This window comes from Advenella kashmirensis WT001 (genome assembly GCF_000219915.2).
Lineage (GTDB): Bacteria > Pseudomonadota > Gammaproteobacteria > Burkholderiales > Burkholderiaceae_B > Advenella > Advenella kashmirensis.
In genome coordinates this window covers 2,712,462-2,732,691 of the sequence record NC_017964.1, presented here as the reverse complement: position 1 = coordinate 2,732,691, position 20,230 = coordinate 2,712,462, and the positions used below count along the sequence as shown (strand labels likewise).

Annotated in this window: 16 protein-coding genes and 4 pseudogenes; 7 read left to right on the top strand and 13 right to left on the bottom strand. The window is 56.6% G+C overall.

What is annotated here, in order from left to right; all coding sequences use genetic code 11:
* Positions 1-37 precede the first annotated feature (37 nt).
* From TKWG_RS12825 to TKWG_RS23660, 9 genes and pseudogenes are all read right to left on the bottom strand, one after another.
* A pseudogene (locus TKWG_RS12825) lies at positions 38-1,608 on the bottom strand (THUMP domain-containing protein).
* Positions 1,609-1,619: 11 nt separating this feature from the next.
* Positions 1,620-2,039 carry a CopD family protein gene (locus TKWG_RS12820; RefSeq protein WP_014751234.1) on the bottom strand — a complete coding sequence of 140 codons (420 nt, stop codon included), beginning with the start codon at positions 2,037-2,039 and terminating at the stop codon, positions 1,620-1,622.
* Between the two features lie 7 nt (positions 2,040-2,046).
* Positions 2,047-3,327: a glutamate-5-semialdehyde dehydrogenase gene (locus TKWG_RS12815; RefSeq protein WP_014751233.1), complete on the bottom strand. Its 1,281-nt coding sequence runs from the start codon at positions 3,325-3,327 to the stop codon at positions 2,047-2,049.
* A gap of 7 nt (positions 3,328-3,334) precedes the next feature.
* A complete protein-coding gene (holA, locus tag TKWG_RS12810) occupies positions 3,335-4,396 on the bottom strand; it encodes a DNA polymerase III subunit delta (RefSeq protein ID WP_014751232.1) in 1,062 nt (353 codons plus the stop codon).
* Between the two features lie 5 nt (positions 4,397-4,401).
* On the bottom strand, positions 4,402-4,971 hold the full coding sequence (locus TKWG_RS12805; RefSeq protein ID WP_014751231.1) for an LPS-assembly lipoprotein LptE: 570 nt from the start codon (positions 4,969-4,971) through the stop codon (positions 4,402-4,404).
* 18 nt (positions 4,972-4,989) lie between these two features.
* Positions 4,990-7,646: pseudogene (gene leuS, locus TKWG_RS12800) on the bottom strand (leucine--tRNA ligase).
* Positions 7,647-7,795: 149 nt separating this feature from the next.
* Positions 7,796-8,497 carry a helix-turn-helix transcriptional regulator gene (locus TKWG_RS12795; RefSeq protein ID WP_014751230.1) on the bottom strand — a complete coding sequence of 234 codons (702 nt, stop codon included), beginning with the start codon at positions 8,495-8,497 and terminating at the stop codon, positions 7,796-7,798.
* A gap of 252 nt (positions 8,498-8,749) precedes the next feature.
* Positions 8,750-8,896, bottom strand: coding sequence for a hypothetical protein (locus TKWG_RS23665; protein ID WP_171815164.1), 147 nt, complete (start codon positions 8,894-8,896; stop codon positions 8,750-8,752).
* 32 nt (positions 8,897-8,928) lie between these two features.
* Entirely contained in the window at positions 8,929-9,102 is a 174-nt protein-coding gene (locus TKWG_RS23660; protein WP_171815163.1) for a hypothetical protein, read from the bottom strand.
* Between the two features lie 251 nt (positions 9,103-9,353).
* Here TKWG_RS23660 and TKWG_RS12785 point away from each other — a divergent pair, with 251 nt between their 5' ends.
* Complete coding sequence (locus TKWG_RS12785; RefSeq protein WP_014751229.1) at positions 9,354-9,611, top strand: hypothetical protein; 258 nt, start codon at positions 9,354-9,356, stop codon at positions 9,609-9,611.
* Between the two features lie 48 nt (positions 9,612-9,659).
* Here TKWG_RS12785 and TKWG_RS12780 read toward each other — a convergent pair whose 3' ends face one another.
* Positions 9,660-10,328 carry an LOG family protein gene (locus TKWG_RS12780; RefSeq protein WP_014751228.1) on the bottom strand — a complete coding sequence of 223 codons (669 nt, stop codon included), beginning with the start codon at positions 10,326-10,328 and terminating at the stop codon, positions 9,660-9,662.
* On the opposite strand from TKWG_RS12780, the pseudogene polA reads away from it, so the two are divergent.
* Positions 10,327-13,043, top strand: a pseudogene (polA, locus tag TKWG_RS12775) (DNA polymerase I). The gene TKWG_RS12780 and the pseudogene polA overlap by 2 nt on opposite strands.
* 29 nt (positions 13,044-13,072) lie before the next feature.
* Here the strand turns inward: polA and TKWG_RS12770 are convergent.
* Both TKWG_RS12770 and TKWG_RS12765 read right to left on the bottom strand, forming a co-directional pair.
* Complete coding sequence (locus TKWG_RS12770; RefSeq protein ID WP_014751226.1) at positions 13,073-13,858, bottom strand: HpcH/HpaI aldolase family protein; 786 nt, start codon at positions 13,856-13,858, stop codon at positions 13,073-13,075.
* Positions 13,859-13,912: 54 nt separating this feature from the next.
* Positions 13,913-14,902: a Bug family tripartite tricarboxylate transporter substrate binding protein gene (locus TKWG_RS12765; protein ID WP_014751225.1), complete on the bottom strand. Its 990-nt coding sequence runs from the start codon at positions 14,900-14,902 to the stop codon at positions 13,913-13,915.
* 232 nt (positions 14,903-15,134) lie between these two features.
* Between TKWG_RS12765 and TKWG_RS12760 the strand changes: the two genes are divergently transcribed.
* Together TKWG_RS12760 and TKWG_RS27185 are read left to right on the top strand one after the other, a co-directional pair.
* Positions 15,135-16,025, top strand: a complete 891-nt coding sequence (locus TKWG_RS12760) for a LysR family transcriptional regulator (RefSeq protein ID WP_014751224.1) — start codon at positions 15,135-15,137, stop codon at positions 16,023-16,025.
* Positions 16,026-16,150: 125 nt separating this feature from the next.
* Positions 16,151-16,875, top strand: a pseudogene (locus TKWG_RS27185) (LysE family translocator).
* A 167-nt stretch (positions 16,876-17,042) separates the two neighbouring features.
* Here the strand turns inward: TKWG_RS27185 and TKWG_RS12750 are convergent.
* On the bottom strand, positions 17,043-17,954 hold the full coding sequence (locus TKWG_RS12750; protein WP_014751223.1) for a LysR family transcriptional regulator: 912 nt from the start codon (positions 17,952-17,954) through the stop codon (positions 17,043-17,045).
* Positions 17,955-18,127: 173 nt separating this feature from the next.
* On the opposite strand from TKWG_RS12750, the gene TKWG_RS12745 reads away from it, so the two are divergent.
* The 3 genes from TKWG_RS12745 to TKWG_RS27175 all read left to right on the top strand — a co-directional run bounded on the left by TKWG_RS12745 (position 18,128) and on the right by TKWG_RS27175 (position 20,216).
* A complete protein-coding gene (locus TKWG_RS12745) occupies positions 18,128-19,153 on the top strand; it encodes a TauD/TfdA family dioxygenase (protein ID WP_014751222.1) in 1,026 nt (341 codons plus the stop codon).
* Positions 19,154-19,224: 71 nt separating this feature from the next.
* On the top strand, positions 19,225-19,683 hold the full coding sequence (locus TKWG_RS27180; protein ID WP_081489291.1) for a Bug family tripartite tricarboxylate transporter substrate binding protein: 459 nt from the start codon (positions 19,225-19,227) through the stop codon (positions 19,681-19,683).
* Positions 19,680-20,216 (top strand): tripartite tricarboxylate transporter substrate-binding protein, encoded by a 537-nt coding sequence (locus TKWG_RS27175; RefSeq protein ID WP_050981614.1) that lies wholly within the window; start codon positions 19,680-19,682, stop codon positions 20,214-20,216. The genes TKWG_RS27180 and TKWG_RS27175 overlap by 4 nt, the downstream gene beginning before the upstream one ends.
* Positions 20,217-20,230 lie beyond the last annotated feature (14 nt).

Below are 20,230 nucleotides of genomic sequence, written 5' to 3'. Positions count from 1 at the left end.
GCGTCAGGAGAAGCAGAAGGTTTCATGCAGTGGGCTATCAGGGTTTACGGTAGCTTTCAGCAACCATTTCAAATGAAAACAGGCGGCAGTCAAGCGCTCCATTGTACAGGGGTGTACGACGGCGCGGTTTCAGGCGCAGTTTTCCGGGCAGTTCCAGATCGCTGGAAATCACATGAACCTGCCATCCGGCAAATTGCTGTTTAAGGCAGGCGGACCAGTCTCGCCAGAAACCGTCGTCCTGTTCGTCCATTCGTTCCCCATAAGGGGGGTTGGTGACCAGCCAGCCGCTGTTTGTCGGCGGTTGCAGGTCCAGGGCATTGGCCCGGGCGAACTGAATGGAGTCTGGCGCCAGATTGGCACGCTGCATGTTTTCGCGTGCAGCCTCCAGCGCATGCGGGTTCAGATCGCAGCCGTATAACGGGGTTTCCAGCTCCGGGGCAATGCGGCTGAAGGCATCTTCTTTCAGAGCTGTCCATTGGCGGGCGTCGGCATTGCGCAGCCGCTCAAAACCAAAGGGGCGGGAGATGCCCGGCGGCACGCCTTGCGCGATCCAGGCCGCTTCGATCAAAATTGTGCCGCTGCCGCAAAAAGGGTCCAGCAGGGGCTGAGAAGGATCCCAGCCCGAGAGCGCCAGAATGCCGGCGGCCAGATTCTCGCGCAGCGGCGCTTCACCCTTGTCCAGACGCCAGCCGCGTTTGAACAGGGATTCGCCGGAGGTGTCAAGATATAACGTGCCTGAATCCCGCGTCAGAAAAAGATGCACCCGGCGTCGGGGCGGACCGTGTCGATGCTTGGGCGCTCGCCTTCGCGGTCACGCAGGCGGTCGCAGATGCCGTCTTTTGCCTTCAGATTGCAGAACATCAGGCTTTTCATGGGACTTTGGATGGCCGAAGTATCAACCCGCAGAGAATGTTCCGCGCCAAACCAGCGCTCCCATGGGGCGTCGTAAGCCAGTTCGTAGATATCGTCTTCCTTGAGCACCAGGCCATGTGCCACCTGCACCAGAATCCGGGTGGCCAGGCGGGAGTACAGGTTGGCCCGCAAAATGCCTGCCCAGTCCGTTTCGAAGGCACAGCCGGCGCGTCCTTTTTCTACCTGCTCAAAGCCCAGCGCCTGCATTTCCTCGCAAAGAATTTCCTCCAGACCCTGCGGGCACGGCGCAAATACCCTGAACGTCTCGGTCAGGCGCGAAGAGGGGCGCGGCCGCGCTTGTTCGGCTTGCTGCGACGTACGGGCAGCGCGATCCGCTGGCCTGGCCTGGGGCCTTTTGCTTGCCAGGGGAGCGCCAGGGTTAAAGTCGCGTTTGCCGGCCGCTGGCCTGGTGCGTTCCGTGCGCGCGGGGCGATCAGACGCCGTGCGGCGCGGTTCGCGCATGTCATGGGTTTGATCTGACGCGTTGCTGCGTGCGCCGGCGCGATCTGTGGGCAATGGGCGTCCCGGTTTGGCAGGCGTTGCTTTGCCCTGGCCGGAACGCAGCTGGCTCTGGGCTACGGCGCGCGCCCGTGCACCAGAGCGTACCCTGGGTTTTTCGTCGCTATCGTCGACTTTTCGAGGCGCACCGCTAAGACTGAGTTTCTTGCGGCTTGGGGGTGTATTGTCATCGGTCATGGCTAAGCCTGTCAGAAGGGTTTGGTGACCACAAGAATGACCACCGCCAGCAGTAGCAATACCGGTATTTCATTGAACCAGCGATAAAAGACATGGTCGCGCTGGTTGCGGCCCTGTACAAATTTTTTATAAATGCGAAAACAGGCGTGATGGTAGCCGATAATCAGCAGCACAAAAAGCAGTTTCGCATGCAGCCAGCCATTGGCAAGGCCGATTCGGTAATACAGCATGAGTACCAGGCCGAAAGCGACAGCCGGCACGGCCAGCATGGTGGTAAAGCGCAGCAGCCGCCGGGCCATGCCCAGCAGGACCGGATACACCGGACCATCCTGGGGCTGTTGGGCCAGATTGACAAAAATGCGTGGCAGATAGAACAGTCCGGCGAACCAGGCTGTCACAAAGACGATATGAAGGGATTTGATCCAAAGCATTTTATCGTTACCCGCGCAATTGGCCGTTGCCTTCGAGGACCCATTTATAGGTTGTCAGGCCCTCCAGGCCGACAGGGCCGCGCGCGTGCAGACGATTGGTTGAAATGCCGATCTCTGCACCCAGCCCGTACTCGAAACCGTCGGCAAAGACGGTAGGCAGGTTCACATAAACGGAGCTCGAATCGACTTCCCGCTGGAAGCGATTGGCGGCGGACACGCTGTCGGTGACAATCGCTTCCGTATGCCCCGAACTCCAGGTGGCGATATGCGTCATGGCGTCATCGATGGAGTCGACAATACGAATGGCCAGAATGGGCGCCAGGTACTCTGTTGCCCAGTCTTCATCGGTGGCGGCAGTGGCCTGCGGCACCAGTTTCAGGGTACGGGGACAGCCGCGGAGCGCCACGCCTTTTTCCACATAGGCTGCGGCAAGCCGGGGCAGAACCTGTTCTGCAATGTCCTGATGCACCAGCAGTGTTTCCATTGAGCCGCACACGCCGTAGCGATAGGTTTTGGCCTGAAAGGCAATGGCGTGGGCCATCTCAAGATCGGCTGCGCGGTCTATATACACATGGCAGTTGCCGTCAAGATGGCGGATCATCGGTACCGTCGCCTCTGCTTCCAGGCGTCGGATCAGGCCCTTACCACCCCGGGGAATAATTACGTCGACGTAATCGCTCAGGGTAATGAGCCGGCCTACAGCGGCGCGGTCTGTGGTATTGATGGTTTGCACCGCATGCGCGGGCAGGCCGGCGAAAGCCAGCCCTTCCTGAATAATTTTGCCCAAAGCCTGATTGGAGCGAAAGGCCTCGCTGCCGCCGCGCAAAATGGCGGCATTGCCCGATTTCAGACACAGCGCAGCTGCATCGATCGTGACATTGGGGCGAGATTCATAAATGATGCCGATGACCCCCAGCGGGATGCGCATTTTCGAGACTTGCATGCCGTTTGGCCGGATGCGGGTTTCACTGCGGCTGCCTACCGGGTCTTCCAGCGCTGCGATCTGGCGCAGGCCGGTTGCCATCAGGCCCAGTGCTTTATCCGATAGCGTCAGGCGATCGAGCATGGCCGCCTCCAGACCGTTGTCGCGCGCTTTTTGCAGATCCAGTGCGTTTTCGGCCTGCAATTGCTCTGCCTGGGTTTCCAGCGTACGGGCAATATGCAGCAGGGCGGCCGACTTCTGTTTGTCGTCTGCGCGCATTAGCAGGCGGGCGGCGGCTTTGGCTTGCTGGCCATAGGTCAGCATTTGCGTATCGATATCGAGATTTTTACTGGTTTCGGTTGTCATGATTGAATCAGTGAGAGGATGCGGTCGTGTCTGCCATACGCAGAACGAGTCGGGCCATTTCCTGCCAGGCGTCGGTCAGTCTTCCGTCAGCAGGAAAACCCTTGAACAGACGATCAATGTCGTGGGCGTGCTGGATCAAGCCCATAATCTGCGAAAAGGGCAGCCGGTCCAGCGTATTGAGGATCAGCTGATCCTTGGGCGGAAACAGACCGAGCTTGCGCGTCAGGTTCCTGGGATTGTGTCCGTTCTGCCTTGCCTGAGCAAGTGTATAAAGATTACGAATGTCATAAGTAAGCAGGCCCAGCACCATTGGCAACGCCTCGCCCTCGGCCTGCAACCCATGCAGCACCTTGAGCGCGCGCTGACCATCGCCGCGCAAAATGGCATGACTCATGTCAAAGACATTATAGCGGCTCACGTCCAGAACGGCACTTTCCACTTCTTCCAGCGTCAATTCGCCTTCAGGATATTGCAAGCCCAGCTTGAGGATTTCCTGATGCGCCGCCAGCAGATTGCCTTCGACCTTATCGGTAATCCACGCCAGGGTTGCTGGATCGGCGTGCTGCTTCTGGCGCTTGAGCCGGCCCTGAATCCAGGCGGGCAATTGCTCGCGGCTGATGACTGGCGTATTGACCAGCACAGCGTGCTGCGTTACGGCGGTATACCATTTTGCAGAGGATATGGTCCTGTCTGCCCGTGGCAGAATCAGGACAACGGAAATATCGGTCAATTCCTGCCTTGCGGCGCGATTGGCCAGCGAGACCAGTGCGTCGCCGCCGGTTTTGCCGGGCTTGCCGGTGGGCAGTTCAAGTTCCATCAGCTTGCGATCGCCGAACAGGGAAATGGACTGGGTGTTCTCTTCTATGGCATTCCATGGGCCGGTGGCCGTCAGGCTGAGTGTGACCCTTTCGGTATAGCCCTGAAGCCGACAGGCTGCGCGCAATGCGTCCAGCGCTTCGTTGCGCAACAGTAATTCGTCGCCGCTGATCACATACAGCGGGTGCAACTGCACATCCGGCTTACCCAGATCGGCAATGAAGCGTTCGTAGTTTGGGGTTTGTCCTGCCATCGCGCTTATCGAACGAACTGCGCTTCACCTTGCGTGCCGGCACCCTGCTGATAGCCCTGGATCACGTCATCAGAACTGATGCGCCGGACCAGTTGTCCCACCATTTGCGCTTCCATGTCCTGATATAGCGTAACCATTTCCTGGGCTTTGGCCTGGGAGTTGGCTTCGTCATAAGGCAGCGTACGTGTGGAGGTGAGGGTGGACGGCGGGATCAGCAATTGACCGCTATTGGAAACCAGCTGAAAAGTCAGGCGCAGCGTCAGCTCGTACTCTTCAACCTGGCCCTGAGAGTTGAGCGAGACTTCACGCTGTGACTGGACGCGTTCCAGTTGCGAGAGGACCACCTGTGCTGCCGATGCATCGTCGACAAATTGCAGTGATGGTGAACTGGCTTGCAGAGATCGACGCAAGTAGGCGCCAAAGCGCGAGTTGCTTTCAATATTGGTGTACATCGTGGTAAACGGCAGCGGCTTTTCACCACGCAGTTTGAAGCCGCAACCGGCCAGCACCAGGCTGAGCAAGAGGGCTGCCAGCAGGGCCTGATGCCAGCGCGAGAAAGAAAGAGAGTACACCATGGTTTTCACCTGCTGAAATTAACCAACAATATTGACAAGTTTTCCGGGAACCACAATAACACGTTTCGGCGGGCGTCCTTCCAGGAATTTTTCCAGCGAAGGATGGCTTTTGGCGACCGCTTCAATATGTTCGCGATCTGCGCCATTCGGTATCTGGATAGACCCGCGCAATTTGCCATTGATTTGCAGCATGAGCTCAATTTCATCGGCAATCAGCGCGGCTTCGTCCACACTGGGCCAGGGCGCGTCAAGAAGATCGCCGTATTGTTGAACGTAGCCCAGTTCGTTCCACAAATGCCAGGTGATATGCGGCACAATCGGATACAGCATGCGAATCAGGATCCCGGTCACCTCGCGCAAGGCGGCGTTTTCGAGTTCGCCTCGGGAAGTGCCGCATCGTCAATGGCATTGAGCAGTTTCATGTTGGCCGACACTACCGTATTGTACTGAATACGTTCGTAGTCGTAGTTGGCCTGGCGCAGCAGCGAATAAGCTTGCAGGCGCAGGTCCTTGACGGCCTTGCTGGCCTGGGAAAAGTCGCTAGCCTGGGCCGGTGCCGCCAGAATGCGCGCTTTGAGCCCGTTTGCTATGGACCACACGCGTCGCAGGAAGCGATGCGAGCCGTCCACGCCCGAGTCGGACCATTCCAGTGTTTGTTCCGGCGGGCTGGCAAACATGACAAATAGCCGGGCAGTATCGGCGCCCATCGTATCGATCAGCGCTTGCGGGTCTACGCCATTGTTCTTGGATTTGGACATGGTGCCCACGCCGCCGTACTGGATGGCCGAGCCGTCGCGGTTAAGGGTGGCACCCGTAATGGCGCCTTTATCGTCATAGGTATTGGTGACTTCTTCAGGCCAGAAGTATTCAACCGCGCCTTGCGGCGTGCGGCGCGAATAGATATGGTTCAGCACCATGCCCTGGCAGAGCAGTTTGGTGAACGGTTCATCGAACTTGAGCAATCCCAGATCGCGCATGACCTTGGTCCAGAACCGCGCATATAGCAGATGTAATACTGCGTGTTCAATACCGCCAATGTACTGATCCATGGGCATCCAGTAATCATTGCGCTGATCTACCATTGCACTGTCGTTGCCGGCAGAGGTATAGCGCATGAAATACCAGGAGGAATCCACGAAGGTGTCCATGGTGTCGGTTTCGCGCCTTGCCGGTTTGCCGCAGGAGGGGCAGGTGCAAGACAGAAAATCCTCGTCTTTTGCCAGCGGATTGCCGCTGCCGTCGGGAATCAGGTGCTCGGGCAGACGCACCGGCAGATCGGCTTCGGGTACCGGCACCGGCCCGCAGCTTTCGCAGTGGATGATCGGAATGGGGGTGCCCCAATAGCGCTGGCGGGAAATACCCCAGTCGCGCAGCCGCCATGTGGTCTGTTTTTCGCCCAGGCCTTTGTCGGCCAGAGCAGTGGCCACGGCATCGACCGCCTGACGATAATCCAGGCCATCGAACTGGCCGGAATTGACGACACGGCCCTGCTGCTTGTCACCGTACCAATCCTGCCATTGGGTGTTGTCAAAGGTTTTGTCGTCCACTTGCACAACCTGTCTGATCGGCAGGTCATATTTGAGCGCAAAGGCAAAATCACGTTCGTCATGGGCCGGTACGCCCATGACTGCACCATCGCCGTAGCTCATCAGTACATAGTTACCCACCCAGACTTCGACAGCATTGCCGGTCAGGGGGTGGATAACGTTCAGGCCGGTTGGCATGCCTTCTTTTTCACGGGTGGCCATTTCGGCTTCGGTGGTGCCGCCCAGCTTGCATTTTTCGATAAATGCGGCCAGTTCCGGATTGCCGGCAGCGGCATGGGTTGCCAGCGGATGTTCGGGCGCGACTGCGCAGAATGTGACACCCATGATGGTGTCCGGCCGGGTCGTAAATACAAACATGCGACCGTCCTGGATCAACTGGTTCTGGCTATCGTGGATATCATGCGTAAATGCAAAGCGTACCCCTTCGCTTTTGCCCAGCCAGTTTTCCTGCATGAGGCGCACCCGCTCGGGCCAGCCTGGCAGATTGTGCGTTACCTGGTCCAGCAATTCTTCGGTGTAGTCTGTGATACGCAGATAGTAGCCGGGAATTTCGCGCTTTTCGACCAGTGCGCCGGAGCGCCAGCCCCGACCGTCGATGACCTGTTCGTTGGCAAGCACGGTCTGATCCACCGGATCCCAGTTCACTACCTGCGTTTTGCGGTAAGCAATGCCTTTTTCCAGCATTTTGAGAAAAAGCCATTGGTTCCATTTGTAATACTGCGGGTCGCAGGCACACATTTCCCGCGACCAGTCGATGGCCAGCCCCATCGCCTTCATTTGTTTTTTCATGTAGGCAATGTTGTCATAGGTCCATTTGGCGGGCGGCACCTTTGATTTGATAGCGGCATTTTCTGCAGGCATACCGAAGGCATCCCAACCCATAGGCATGAGCACGTTGAAACCGCGCATGCGCAATTGGCGAGCCATCATGTCGTTGATCGTGTAGTTGCGGACATGACCCATATGCAGCTTTCCGCTAGGGTAGGGCAACATGGAGCAGGCATAGAATTTGGGCTTCTCGTTGCCATTTGCATCTTTTGCGTGTTCGGTCACAAGATAGGCGTCACGCTCCTGCCAGTGTTGCTGGGCGGATTGTTCAAGGTCGGTGGGGTGGTAGTGATCCTGCATCATAAGTTCGCACAAAAGTGGACGCAATGTGTTGCGGGCCGGCAAACGGGAGAGGCGGCACGGTCCGGCGTCCGGAAACAATGGGGTTAACCCGTTATTATAGATGTTAGCCGACCGAACCGTGGGCGATGAACCCCTAATATGAAATTCTATGACGGGATCATGCCGGCGATAAATGCGCTCATTGCCGCGCTATGCCGGTTCTGGGTATGGGTTTTGTCCAGAATTTGTTTGGTGTGGTAATTGACGGTATGCGATGAGATACCCAGGATATGGGCGATATCGTCATTGCTCTTGCCGTCGGCGATCCATTTGAGGATATCGGTTTGCCGTGGCGTCAGGTGGATGGCCAGTTGCTGGCGATGGCGCCGGGCAAGGATCAACTGGCACAGATGCTGCAAGGCATAAATCATCAGCTGGTATCGGGCCAGCTCATCGGTCAGTTCCTGCTGGGTGATCGGTCGGTTCAACCTGATCAGCGTCAGTACGGCGCCGGTGTGGCCCTGCAAGTTGGTGCCCGGGGCGAACAGGCCATAGAAGTTGCGGTGTTCTCTTGCTGCCAGTTCGGGATGGATGGTATAGAAATCCTTCAATTCCCAGACCAGGCCGACTTGCCGTTGCATGACGGCGGGAATGATGGTGTCGTGGATCAGGTGCCGGTCGTCCAGCCGGATAAGCGCATCGGGGATGGTGCCCAGATGGTGGTAGCGGGGCGTGGTAAAGGGAGTGGGATGCCTCTGGATGTAGTCAAAACAGTCGAAATCCAGCATGGCAAGTGCCCGATTGATCAGTGCCAACTGTGTGGCTTCGTCCTGAGCGAGTGTGAAGGTATTGTTGTCAGTGGTGGACATGCCGACCCCCCTTTTTCAAATACGGAATCTCGATCGTATCGGAAAGGGCAGAAATCCAATGGTCGATATGCGCAAGGACGGATAAAGTTGTCTACTCATGAGCAAACGCCCATCGTTGTCAGGTGCAACCGACCCCAGATTGGCGGGCAGATGTGGTTTGTGTGCGCGTAAAGAGCACAAGGCTGGGGGCACGCAGCGGGGTGCTAGCGGGTAGCCCGGCGGCCCGGTAGTCCATACAGGAGCGCTCTGCGATCAGTTTCCGCCGTACAAATCGGCTTTTTCCCGCGGTGCGGCCTCGGCGGCGCGCTGCGGATCGTAGAGCACAGTGCTGGTGCCAACGCCAGTACCTACGCCTGCGCTCGCGCCTGATCCGATGCTGGTGCCCACGCCAACGCCCACTCCCGCGCCAGCCGAAACCCGCCCGCCGTGACCTACGCCGATGCCTGCACCGACTGGCCCGATGCCCGTGCCAAGCTGATGCCACCGCTGCCGATACCCAGTGACAGACCGCTGACCAGCGGTACACTGACCCCGAAACCGGTGGAGCAACCACCCAGCAGCAGGGCGCCAACAATGATGACAGTCGTTTTAAGCGTGTTTGACATGTAGCGCCTTCGGTAATGGCTTTCCATAATGCCGCATGGGCTGGAAAAACGAAAAAGAGATAAAAATCTAGCACACAACACTGCGATAGCTATTAAAACAAGTGCAATTTTTTGCAAACTAGTGTCATTAATGCCGGGGCGCGCTTGCCTTGGAAGTTCAAGCCTGTCTCGGCCGGGTTATGATGCGGCAACTGTTTTTCATTTGATCCCGGAGTGACCATATAATACCCGGATGATACCAAGGAGAATTGATGATTCGCCATTTCGTGATACCGGTTGTTGCTGTCATGGTGCTGTCCGGCTGTGCATCCAAAGCGATTTATGACCAGAATGACCTGCACTTGATCCTGCCTTGCAAAACGGATACTGCAGCATGCATGACAAAAATGGAGCAATCCTGCGCCCAGGTCAAAGGGCAGGTCATGTCACGCAATATCGTTCAGGAGGAACTGCCAGTGGTACAGGTCATTTGCCGCCCCCCGGCCAAAAAGAAACCGGCGCCCGAATAAGGCACAATACCCGCTCGGTGCCGGTGCGCTAACACATGGCACAGCTGCTTAACATAGTCCGACACAGCTGGCATCCAGAACGTACTGCTGGTGTTTGGTCTGAATGTGCTCAACCACTTTTTGCGGATCGTCTTCGACAATGAACAGATCCAGATCGTGTTCCGAAATCAGCTTGTTGACCACCAGCTGGTTGCGGATCCAGTCCATCAACCCTTGCCAGAATTCGGTGCCGACAAAGACAACCGGTGCTTTGCTGGCCTTGCCGGTCTGGATCAGCGTGAGGGCCTCGAACATTTCGTCCAGGGTGCCGAACCCGCCGGGCATGATGATGTAGCCTGCGCTGTTCATGAAAAAGGTCGTTTTGCGCGATACAAAATATTTGAAATACAGGCTGTCGGTCTGGTAGCGATTGTCTTTCTGTTCGTGAGGCAGTTCGATGTTCAGTCCGATACTGGTTCCGCCTGCTTCATGGCAGCCTTTGTTGGCTGCTTCCATGATGCCGGGACCGCCGCCGGAAATAACATTGAAGCCCGCCTTGGCAAGAAGGCCGCTAATCTCTTGCGTTTTGGTATAGTAGGGCGAATCTGACCGGATCCGTGCACTTCCAAAAATGCTCACCGCTGCGGTCAAATCCTTGAGATGATCTGCCGCTGTAAGCAGCTCGCTGGTTATCTCGTTTATCTGACCCTGAATCGTTGTTGCTTTTGTTACTGACATGAAAAAAACCTTGTTACTTGTTGACGGATCAAGCTATTTGTACCGCGCCTTCTATGCGATGCCCGATCTGCGTAATGCGCGTGGAGAGCCCACAGCGCCCTGTATGGCGTGATAAACATGATGCGAAAATGCATTGATGATTATAAGGCGGATTATGCCGCATGTATTTTCGATGCCAAGGGCAAAACCTTCAGGGATGATTTGTATCCCGAATACAAGGGGGACAGACCGCCCATGCCCGATGACCTTGCTGTGCAGACCGGCCCCATTCATGAGGCGATCCGCGCAATGGGCTGGCCCGTTATTGCCGCGCCGGGCGTGGAAGCGGATGACGTGATTGCGACGTTGGCCGATATGGCTGCCCGCTCTGATATTCACACTATTATATCAACTGGCGACAAGGATTTGGCTCAACTGGTCAATTCCCATATTTCACTGGTAAACACCATGACCGGTGAAAACCTGGACGAAGCCGGCGTGCTGGCCAAGTTCGGCGTCAGGCCCGAACGCATCGTGGATTATCTGATGCTTATCGGCGATAACGTCGATAATGTGCCGGGGGTGGCCAAAGTGGGACCCAAGACCGCGGTCAAATGGCTCAGCGAGTATGACAGCATTGATAATCTGGTCGCGAATGCGGACAACATCAAGGGTGTTGCGGGTCAGAACCTGCGCGATGCGATCCCGCAGTTTGAACTGACCCGTAATCTGATTACCGTCAGGCGCGACTGTGAACTGACCGAATTCATGCAGGGCGTACAGGACCTGCTACCCAAGCCGCCGGATGTACCCACGCTGACGACGATTTACGATCGCTACGGCTTTCGCACCTGGCTGCGCGAGCTAACCGGCGATGCAGATCGTGTACCCGAACAGGATGCACGGGTGGCGCAGAATTTGCCCGATGCACCCGCACAGGTCAACTACCAGACAGTGGATACTGCTGACAAGTTCAGTGCATGTCTGGAGGCGATCAAACAGGCCGAATGGGTTGCCATCGACACCGAAACCACGTCCCTGGACCCCATGCAGGCCAGCCTGGTGGGTATTTCACTTGCCATTGAACCGGGTTCCGCCTGGTACATTCCGCTGGGCCATCGAGGAACCGGCGCCGGCATACAGCTGGACAAGGCCCAGACGCTTGCGGCGCTGCGCGACTGGTTGCAGGATGAGGTCGCGGCCAAGATCCTGCATAATGCCAAGTATGACAGTCATGTTTTTCTGAATGAAGGCATTACGCTGGCGGGGATCGAGCACGACACCATGCTCATGGCTTATGTACTGGAGTCGCATCGCAGTGTGGGCATGCAGGAACTGGCGCAGCGTTATCTGGGACGCACCGGCACTACCTACGAAGAAATCTGCGGCAAAGGCGCCAAGCAAATCTGTTTTGATGAAGTGGATATTGAAACGGCAACGCATTATGCCGCTGAAGATGCCGACTTTACCTTGCAGCTGTTTCATGCGCTAAGCCCCATGCTGCGGGATCAGGAAGGGCTGCAGCGTATTTATCGGCTCGAAGTGCAGGTATCCCGGGTACTGACGCAGATTGAACGCAATGGCGTGCGTATTGACGAGGCCATGTTGCGCCTGCAAAGCGCGCAGATCGGCGCAAAGCTGGTCGAGCTGGAAAATAAAGCCTATGAACTGGCCGGCCAGCCCTTTAACCTGAATTCCACCAAACAGCTGGGTGAAATACTGTTTGGCAAAATGAATCTGCCCGTGCTGCGCAAGACGCCCAAGGGCGCGCCGTCGACCGACGAGGATGTGCTGTCAAAACTGGCTGCAGATTACCCACTGCCGCGCACATTGCTGGACTATCGCAGTCTGGCCAAGCTCAAGTCCACCTATACGGATAAGCTGCCGAAAATGATTAATGCATCCACCGGACGGGTGCATACCGATTATGCACAGGCGGCGGTTATTACCGGCAGGCTTGCCTCGTCGGATCCCAATTTGCAGAATATTCCGGTACGTACCGAAGAGGGTCGCCGTATTCGCATGGCGTTTGTCCCTTCGGATGGCGGCGTGATTGTTTCCGCCGATTATTCCCAGATCGAATTGCGGGTAATGGCACATTTGTCGGGCGATGTCAATTTGCAGAAGTCGTTTCAGCAGGGCGAGGATATTCACCGTGCCACCGCCGGCGAAGTATTTGGCGTGGCGCCAGAGGCAGTCAATGCCGAGCAGCGCCGTGCAGCCAAGGCCATCAATTTTGGACTGATCTACGGCATGAGCGCGTTCGGACTGGCGGCCAATCTGGGCATCACCCGCGATGCAGCGCAAACATACATTGATCGCTATTTTGCGCGTTACCCTGGTGTGGCCGATTACATGTCGCGCATCAAAAAAGAAGCTTCTGCCAAGGGCTATGTGGAAACGGTTTTCGGCCGCCGCTTGTGGTTGCCCGAGATCAATGCCAAGGGGCCACGCCGTGCCGGGGCAGAGCGGGCCGCCATTAACGCACCCATGCAGGGCACATCGGCCGATCTGATCAAAATGGCCATGGTGGCGGTACAGGCCTGGCTGGAAAAGGAACAACTGGCTTCACGCCTGGTCATGCAGGTGCACGACGAGCTGGTGCTCGATGTTCCCAGTAGCGAGCAGGCGCTGGTCAGTCAGGCATTGCCGGGGCTGATGTGCGACGTAGCCACACTGGCTGTGCCGCTTGTGGCTGAAACCGGGATCGGCAATAACTGGGAAGAGGCTCACTAACGGCAGGGCAATCGCGCCAACGCCCGCGCTCAATAGCGCAGTTGCGTATCCCGCCCCGCGGCAGTGGCTTGCGCCAGTGCCCGCGTAATGATGCTGGTAGAAACATTGGCGAAGTAGCGGGCGCCCCAGGCCCGGTATTTTTCTTCATCGGCCGGCGTCAGCGCGATAATGCCGGGACACTTACCGGCTGCCGCCACCGCTTCCAGCCCGCGCCGGATCGCCTGCTGCACGGGGGCCGCATCCCAGTTGCTGCCATGTCCCATGGCATGGGCCAGATCATTGGGGCCGATAAACACAACATCTACCCCCGGCACCGCCGCAATATCAGCGGCGAATTCAATCGCTTCGGGTGTTTCGATCATGGCAACAAATACGACACCATCGTTGCTGCGTTGAGTGTGGCCGTCTCCGCCAAAGGCGCCGTAGCCGGCGGCGCGCGTACTGAAGGCGCTGCCGCGTTTGCCCAGTGGAGGATAGCGCACCATGTCGGCCAGGCGCCGTGCCTGGCTGGCGCTTTGCACCATGGGCACCTGGACCGCGCTGGCGCCCATATCCAGAATGCGCGGCAGATCGTGCTCGAAACAGCGCACGACGGGGGCGATTCCGGCTGCGCGCGCTGCGCGCAACATGTGTTCGGTCACGCCAAAATCGGCGCTGCCGTGTTCGTTATCCAGGATGATAAAGTCAAAGCCTGCATAGGCGCACATCTCCACTATTGCCGCGGAAGGCAGCCCGTTGAACAGGCCGCGCAGGGATTGGCCGGTACGCAGGACGTCCGGCAAGGTACCATCAACAGGGTAACGGGGTTCACTCATAATAAATGGCTCTATGTGATTCAACGAGGTTCAATGTAGCGCAGCGCGACAAGGTTAATTGGCGTGGATGCCGGCATCCTTGATGATCTTGCCCCATTTGTCGATTTCGCTGCGCTGGAACGTGGAAAACTGCGCCGGACCACGGCCGTCAGGGGCGACGCCCAGGGTCATCAGTTTGGCGCGAACCGCGGGGTCCTGCAGAACTGCTGCTACTTCCCTGGCCAGCCGATCAAGGACGGGAGCAGGGGTGCCGGCTGGCGCGAAAATGCCCTGCCACGATTGCATTTCGAAACCAGGCAGACCAAGCTGGGCTAGCGGCTTTACACCTGGAAGGTCGGCCAGTGCGGTGGCCGATGTGACGCCGAGCACCTTCACCCGTTTGGCGTCGATCATCGGACGGGCGGCAGCGACGGTGTCAAATACCATATCGATCTGGCCACCGATCAGGTCTACCATGGATTGTGAGCCACCCTTATAGACAATCTGGCGCAGGCGCGTGTTGGAGATGGACTGGAATAGTTGTCCGGACAGATGCTGTGATGTACCCGCACCGGCCGTTCCATATGTCAGCCCATCGGGTTGCGCACGGGCTGCGTCTATTAGTTGCTGCACGGTATTAAAACGGCTGTCAGCGCGCACAACCAGCGCATTGCTGACCATACCAACTAGCGCCACGGGTGCGAAATCCTTGATCGGATCGTAGCTTAGCGCTTTGATGAAAAAAGGGTTGACTGCGTGGGTTGTAATTGTCCCGCCTACAATCGTGTAGCCGTCCGGCTTGGCTCGCGCAACCAGTTGCGTGCCGACGACGCCGGATACGCCAGGCTTGTTTTCGACAATGACCGATTGCCCCAATCGTGCACTGAGCTGTTCGGCCATCAGCCGTCCAACGCCGTCAGAAACGCCACCGGGCGAGAAGGGCACAATATAGTGGATGGGTTTGGCAGGCCAGGGGGTTGCCGCGCTCTGGGCCAGGACGGGAAGGGCAGCGCAGGTCAGCGCCAGGGTGGCTGCCAGTGTGTAATAACGTGAGGTACGCAGCATAGTGAATTTATCTCCTGATAGTCGGAGGCCTCTGCCTGGCGCCTCTCGGGTTGTGCTGCCGCTGTTGGGCAGCGCGGGTCGTATGATTGACGATCCTGCTTTTGCGAGCAAAACCGTGCAGCGCTCAATCTACGGTATTGGAAGCAGATTATGGATGGTGTTCAATAAGTCGTCCAATATATTATTGGGATATAATTGAGTCGAATTTGATATCAATAAAGCCAGGATGAAAATGGAACTGCGGCATCTTCGATACTTCGTCGCTGTGGCCGAAGAATTGCACTTCGGGCGTGCGGCAGCCAGAATGCATATTTCGCAGCCGCCGCTGTCCCAGCAAATTCGCCGGCTTGAGCAGACGCTGGGTATCACGCTGTTTCATCGCACCCAGCGCCATGTGCAACTGACTCATGCCGGACAAGTGCTGCTGGCGCATATCAAACCACTTCTGGCGCGCTGGGACGAGACGCCGGGCATCCTGGCGGCAGCACAACGCGGCGACGCCGGATTTCTGCGGGTGGGCTTTACCGCGGCCAGCGCCTATTACCTGATTCCCACTGCAATTGGCACCTTCACGCGGCAGTTTCCTGCTGTGGAGCTGACCCTGCACGAGATGATCTCCAACGACCAGGTGCAAGACCTGTTGCAGGATCGGCTGGACGTCGGATTGATGCGGCCACATGCCCGCCATCCGCAGTTGATGAATCGTAAACTGCTGCAAGAACCGTTCATGGTAGTGTTACCCACCAATCATCCGCTGGCCGCCAGCGAGGCAATTGACTTGCCCAGCCTGCAGGGTCTTCCGGTGATCAGTTTTACGCCGGAAAACTCCCCTTATTTGCGTGATATGGTGGAGGGGCTGCTTAGTCGAAACGGGCACAAGCCTGCCATCGTCCAGCGTGCCACCCAGCCTCACACACTGGTTTCGCTGGTCGCTGCAGGCCTGGGTATAGCGCTGGTACCGGAACTGACATCACGCAACCGTCTGGACGGGGTTGTATACCGCCCGCTGGCGGTGGATGATCCGCCGGTCGTTGAAATGTATGTCTGTTGGCGCAAGCAGGCAATGTCGCCACTGCTGGAAAATTTCCTCTCCTGCTTGTCCCAGGCGGCTCAAAGCCGCTGAGCGCAAGGTTTACTCCGCCTGTTTTTGATTACAGTTGTGAATGCGCTGATTGCATTTGTCATCAGGGCGCAAGACTTGTTTTGCAGCCGGATGGCGAGCCATGGCATAGCGCGGTTTCATCTGAAATGATATGCTTTAACATCCTTGTCCCGCAATCACATCTGACGGTCGATCCCCATGCTAGATATTGTCCACTTTCCGCTATTTGCGGCTTCCGCATTTGCGCTTTCAATTACGCCAGGCCCGGACCTGCGTACGTGGTGGGACAAAGCCTGGGAAACGGCAGGCGCGCCGGGGTCATTTCCGCCGCGGGGGTTGCCATTGGCAGCTGTACGCATACCGTTGCCAGCGCCGTGGGCCTGACCGCACTGCTGGCGGCATCGCCGTTGCTGTTTACCATTGTCAAGTTTCTGGGCGCCGCTATCTGATCTGGCTCGGCGTCAAAATGTTGCTGGGCAGTCTGCAGCGCAGCAAGGCTTCGCAGGCCGCTGTCGCCTTGCCTGTAGCCAATACCCATTCGCTATTGCTGCGCGGCTTTCTGACAACCATTACCAACCCTAAAGTGCTGTTATTTTTTATCGCATTCTTCCCCCAGTTTGTCACTGTGGGCGGAGACAACCAGGCAGTTTCCTTCCTGTTGCTGGGGTTGGCCTATGCCGTGATCGGCTTTGTTTGCGACGCCACGTTTGCATGGCTGGCCGGAAGTGCGGCAGGAGCGGTCTCGCGTAATCAGACTGTCAAAGTCTGGATCGATCGCGTGGTTGGCCTGGCGTTTATTGCGCTTGGCTTGCGTATCTGGCTGACCAAGCGTCGATCAGACAATACGTTGATCATAGTTGATCTTATATAGATCCAACTGCTGCCAAATGGCCCGCATCCCAAAATAAAGCTCGCGATATATCTTAAGGCGCACTTGCTTAAAAGAGTGCTTGGTAAGTGCGATTAGCAAAGTCCGGCAGCTATGTTTGCTCTAGTCGCGATCGTTATCGTTGTTCGCCCAATGCTTCGTTTATCTGCTTATCTGTCAGGGTCGCGCGAGGACTCCAGGTACGCCAGGAACAAACGTATAAACGGCTCTACGGTCGGGCTGGGTGAACGTGCTTTGGGGGTGCTGGCGCATAGGGTCCAGTAAGTGGTCGATTCCGGCCGGAAATAACCACAGTGCATCCCGTCCATATTGACGGTCGATAGCAGTGAAGCAGGAACAACACCAATACCTAGTCCGGCGCTGATCAGGCCGAGCGCGGTGCCCACGTGGTTAACTTCAAATGCCGGCTGCAGTATCCGGCCAAATCGCAGAAACTGTGTATCCAGCAACTGGCGTACACTGCTGTGCTGTCCCCTGACAATCAGGTCGTGTGGGATGATATCGGGCCAGTCCACGCTTCGGCGTGATGCTAGCGGATGATCCGTCGCACACAGCACAACCAGTGGATCCTTGAACAGAAGGAGCTGTTCGAGATCGGGGGCATCCGGTTGTTCTGGCAGGAGCGCGATATCGGCACTGCCGGCTCTTACCATTTCAATACCGACAGTGGTCAATACATCGTGGATTTTCAAGTGGATATCCGGATAGGCGGCCTTGTAGCGGACCAGGACCTTGGGCAGTACTCCGGCTGCGACCGATGGCGCCACGGCAATGGTTAACTGGCCATGGTTGCCTGACACGACGTCCTGCATGTGATCAAGGCCGCATGCTACCTGGCTGGTGATGCTCAAGGCAACTTCAACAAACTCTCTGCCCACCACCGATAATGAAACAGTGCGCGTGTCGCGATCAAAAAGTCGCGCGCCCAGGATTTGCTCCAGCCGGTGAATATTGGCACTGAGCGCAGGCTGCGATAGGTGCACGGCAGAAGCAGCCTGGCTAAAGCTCAGCGTGCGCGCGACAGCGAGAAATGCCTCGATCTGCTTGAGTGTAATATTCATAGATATCCTGGTGGTTGATCTTATTTGCAAATATGATAAGTTTATCAAAAAAAGAAAATAGACAAATAAATTACCCCAACTTATAGTCCCCCTCAGTAGCGCATTCACGGTGCGATCTAAAACCGAACAGATCGCGTGCCGCAATACAACCCGGATAATCAAAGGGAGACGGAATGAACAATGGCATCAAAGGCGCTTTAAGCGGCCCCGAAATATGGACCGGCGCACAGCTGGCCGATAGGCACGATTGGATCGAAACGCTTGAACCACAGGATATTGCCGAGATCGACACCATGCTGGGCACTGTTCAGAAAGGGAGCTTCGAGCCGGGCGATTTTGCTGCGGACGATTTTTTCTTGCCACGACTGAAAAAGCGATTTGAGGCAGTGCAACGTCAGCTAGAGGAGGGACGTGGATTTCTATTGATTCGCGGGCTTCCTGTTGAACGATACACTCTGCAAGAGAATCGGATCATTTTCTGGGCTTTGGCACTACTTGTCGGGCAGCCGCAGGCACAAGACCGCTTGGGAAGTCGGATGCATAGTGTCACCAACACCAATTTACGCGTGGAGGGTTCGGACGAAGTGCGCAGTTATCAGACCGATGATGAACTGACGTTTCACAACGATGGCGGCGATGCTTTCATGTTGCTATGTCTGAAAACGGCGCGATCCGGCGGTATGAGTAAACTGGTGAGTGTTGGCACTATATACAATGAAGTGTTAAGGCACCGCCCCGATTTGATCGATGTGTTGCAGCAGCCCTTTCATTTCGATGCCCGCGGCCAGCACCCAAGTGGATTAAAAGTGCAAAGTGTACCGATTTTCAATTTCTTCCAAGGCAAGCTCAGTGCCCTGTATAAACGCCGCTATCTGTTGGCGGCCCAGCGTTTTGACGAGGTTCCGCGCCTGACCGAGGCGCAGCAGCAAGCCATTGATCTGGTTGAGCAGATTTGCAATGATCCGGCAATTCAGCTGGGCTTTTACATGAAGCCGGGTGATATGCAGATTGCCAATAATTATTCAGTGCTGCATGCCCGGACCAAGTATGAAGATTTCAGCGATCCCCAGGCCCGTCGACATCTGTTGCGGATCTGGTTGACGTTGCCAAATGGCCGTGCACTGCCGCCGGTGTTTGCTCAGACCCGGGAGTTCGGGACTTCCTATCTGAATCGGCATGCAAGCGCGGCGCAGGTATGACACACAAACACTAGCCGTTGATAACGACCCGTGCGCGATGCACCAATGATTCAAATATTGGAACGATAAAAATGACGAGACATCTATTTGGCATCCTTCTGACCGCAGGCACGGTCGTCTGCAGTAGTCTCCTGGCATCCTCATCGGTAGCCGCCGCGGCGAGTACAGCCGGGGAAATGTATCCGACTAAGCCCATCCGTATCATCGTACCGTACACGCCAGGGGGAAATACAGATATTCTTGGACGCCTGATCGCCGAGCACCTGGGCAAAGCCTGGGGCATTGCTGCGGTTGTGGAAAACCGGCCGGGAGCAGGGGGCACTATTGGCGTCAATACGGTTGTCAAGGCAAAACCTGATGGCTACACAATGGTGCTGGGCGCGTTTGGAAATATTCTTGTGGCCCAGAGCCTGTATAAAGATCTTCCTTATGATCCGGTCACAGACTTGGAGCCGGTTATTCTGCTTGCAACACCGCCAACCATTCTGACTGCAACGGCCGGCCTGCCAGTGCAGGATGTCCAGGCTTGATTGCTTACGCCCGTCAAAATCCCGGAAAGCTCAATTATGGTTCATCAGGGAAGGGGACATCGAACCACTTGTTTGGTGAATTGTTCGCTTCGATGGCCAATATCAAATTGACCCACATTCCCTATAAGGGTAGTGGTCCGGCTATCAATGATCTGGTAGCGGGGATGACGCAGTTGAACTTTGCGCCTTTTCCTCTGGTGCTTTCGCAAATCCGGGCCGGCACCCTCAAGGCTTTGGCGGTAACTGGTGCAAACCGCTCGCCGGCGCTTCCCAATGTGCCGACGATCGCCGAGTCGGGCTTGCCGGGCTACGAGGGCAATGGCTGGTTCGGGCTGATGGCGCCCAAAGGAACGCCCTCGCATATCATTAAAAAGCTGAATGTTCAAATCAACCGAATATTAAACGATCCTGAAGTACGTAAAACACTGTCTGCCGAAGGTGCCATTCCTGTCGGCGGAACTGCACAGCAAGCAGCAGCGTCTGTTACGCAGGGGATAAAAAAATGGCGGGCGCTGGCAGAACAGATCAATTAATACTGCCAGCGGGT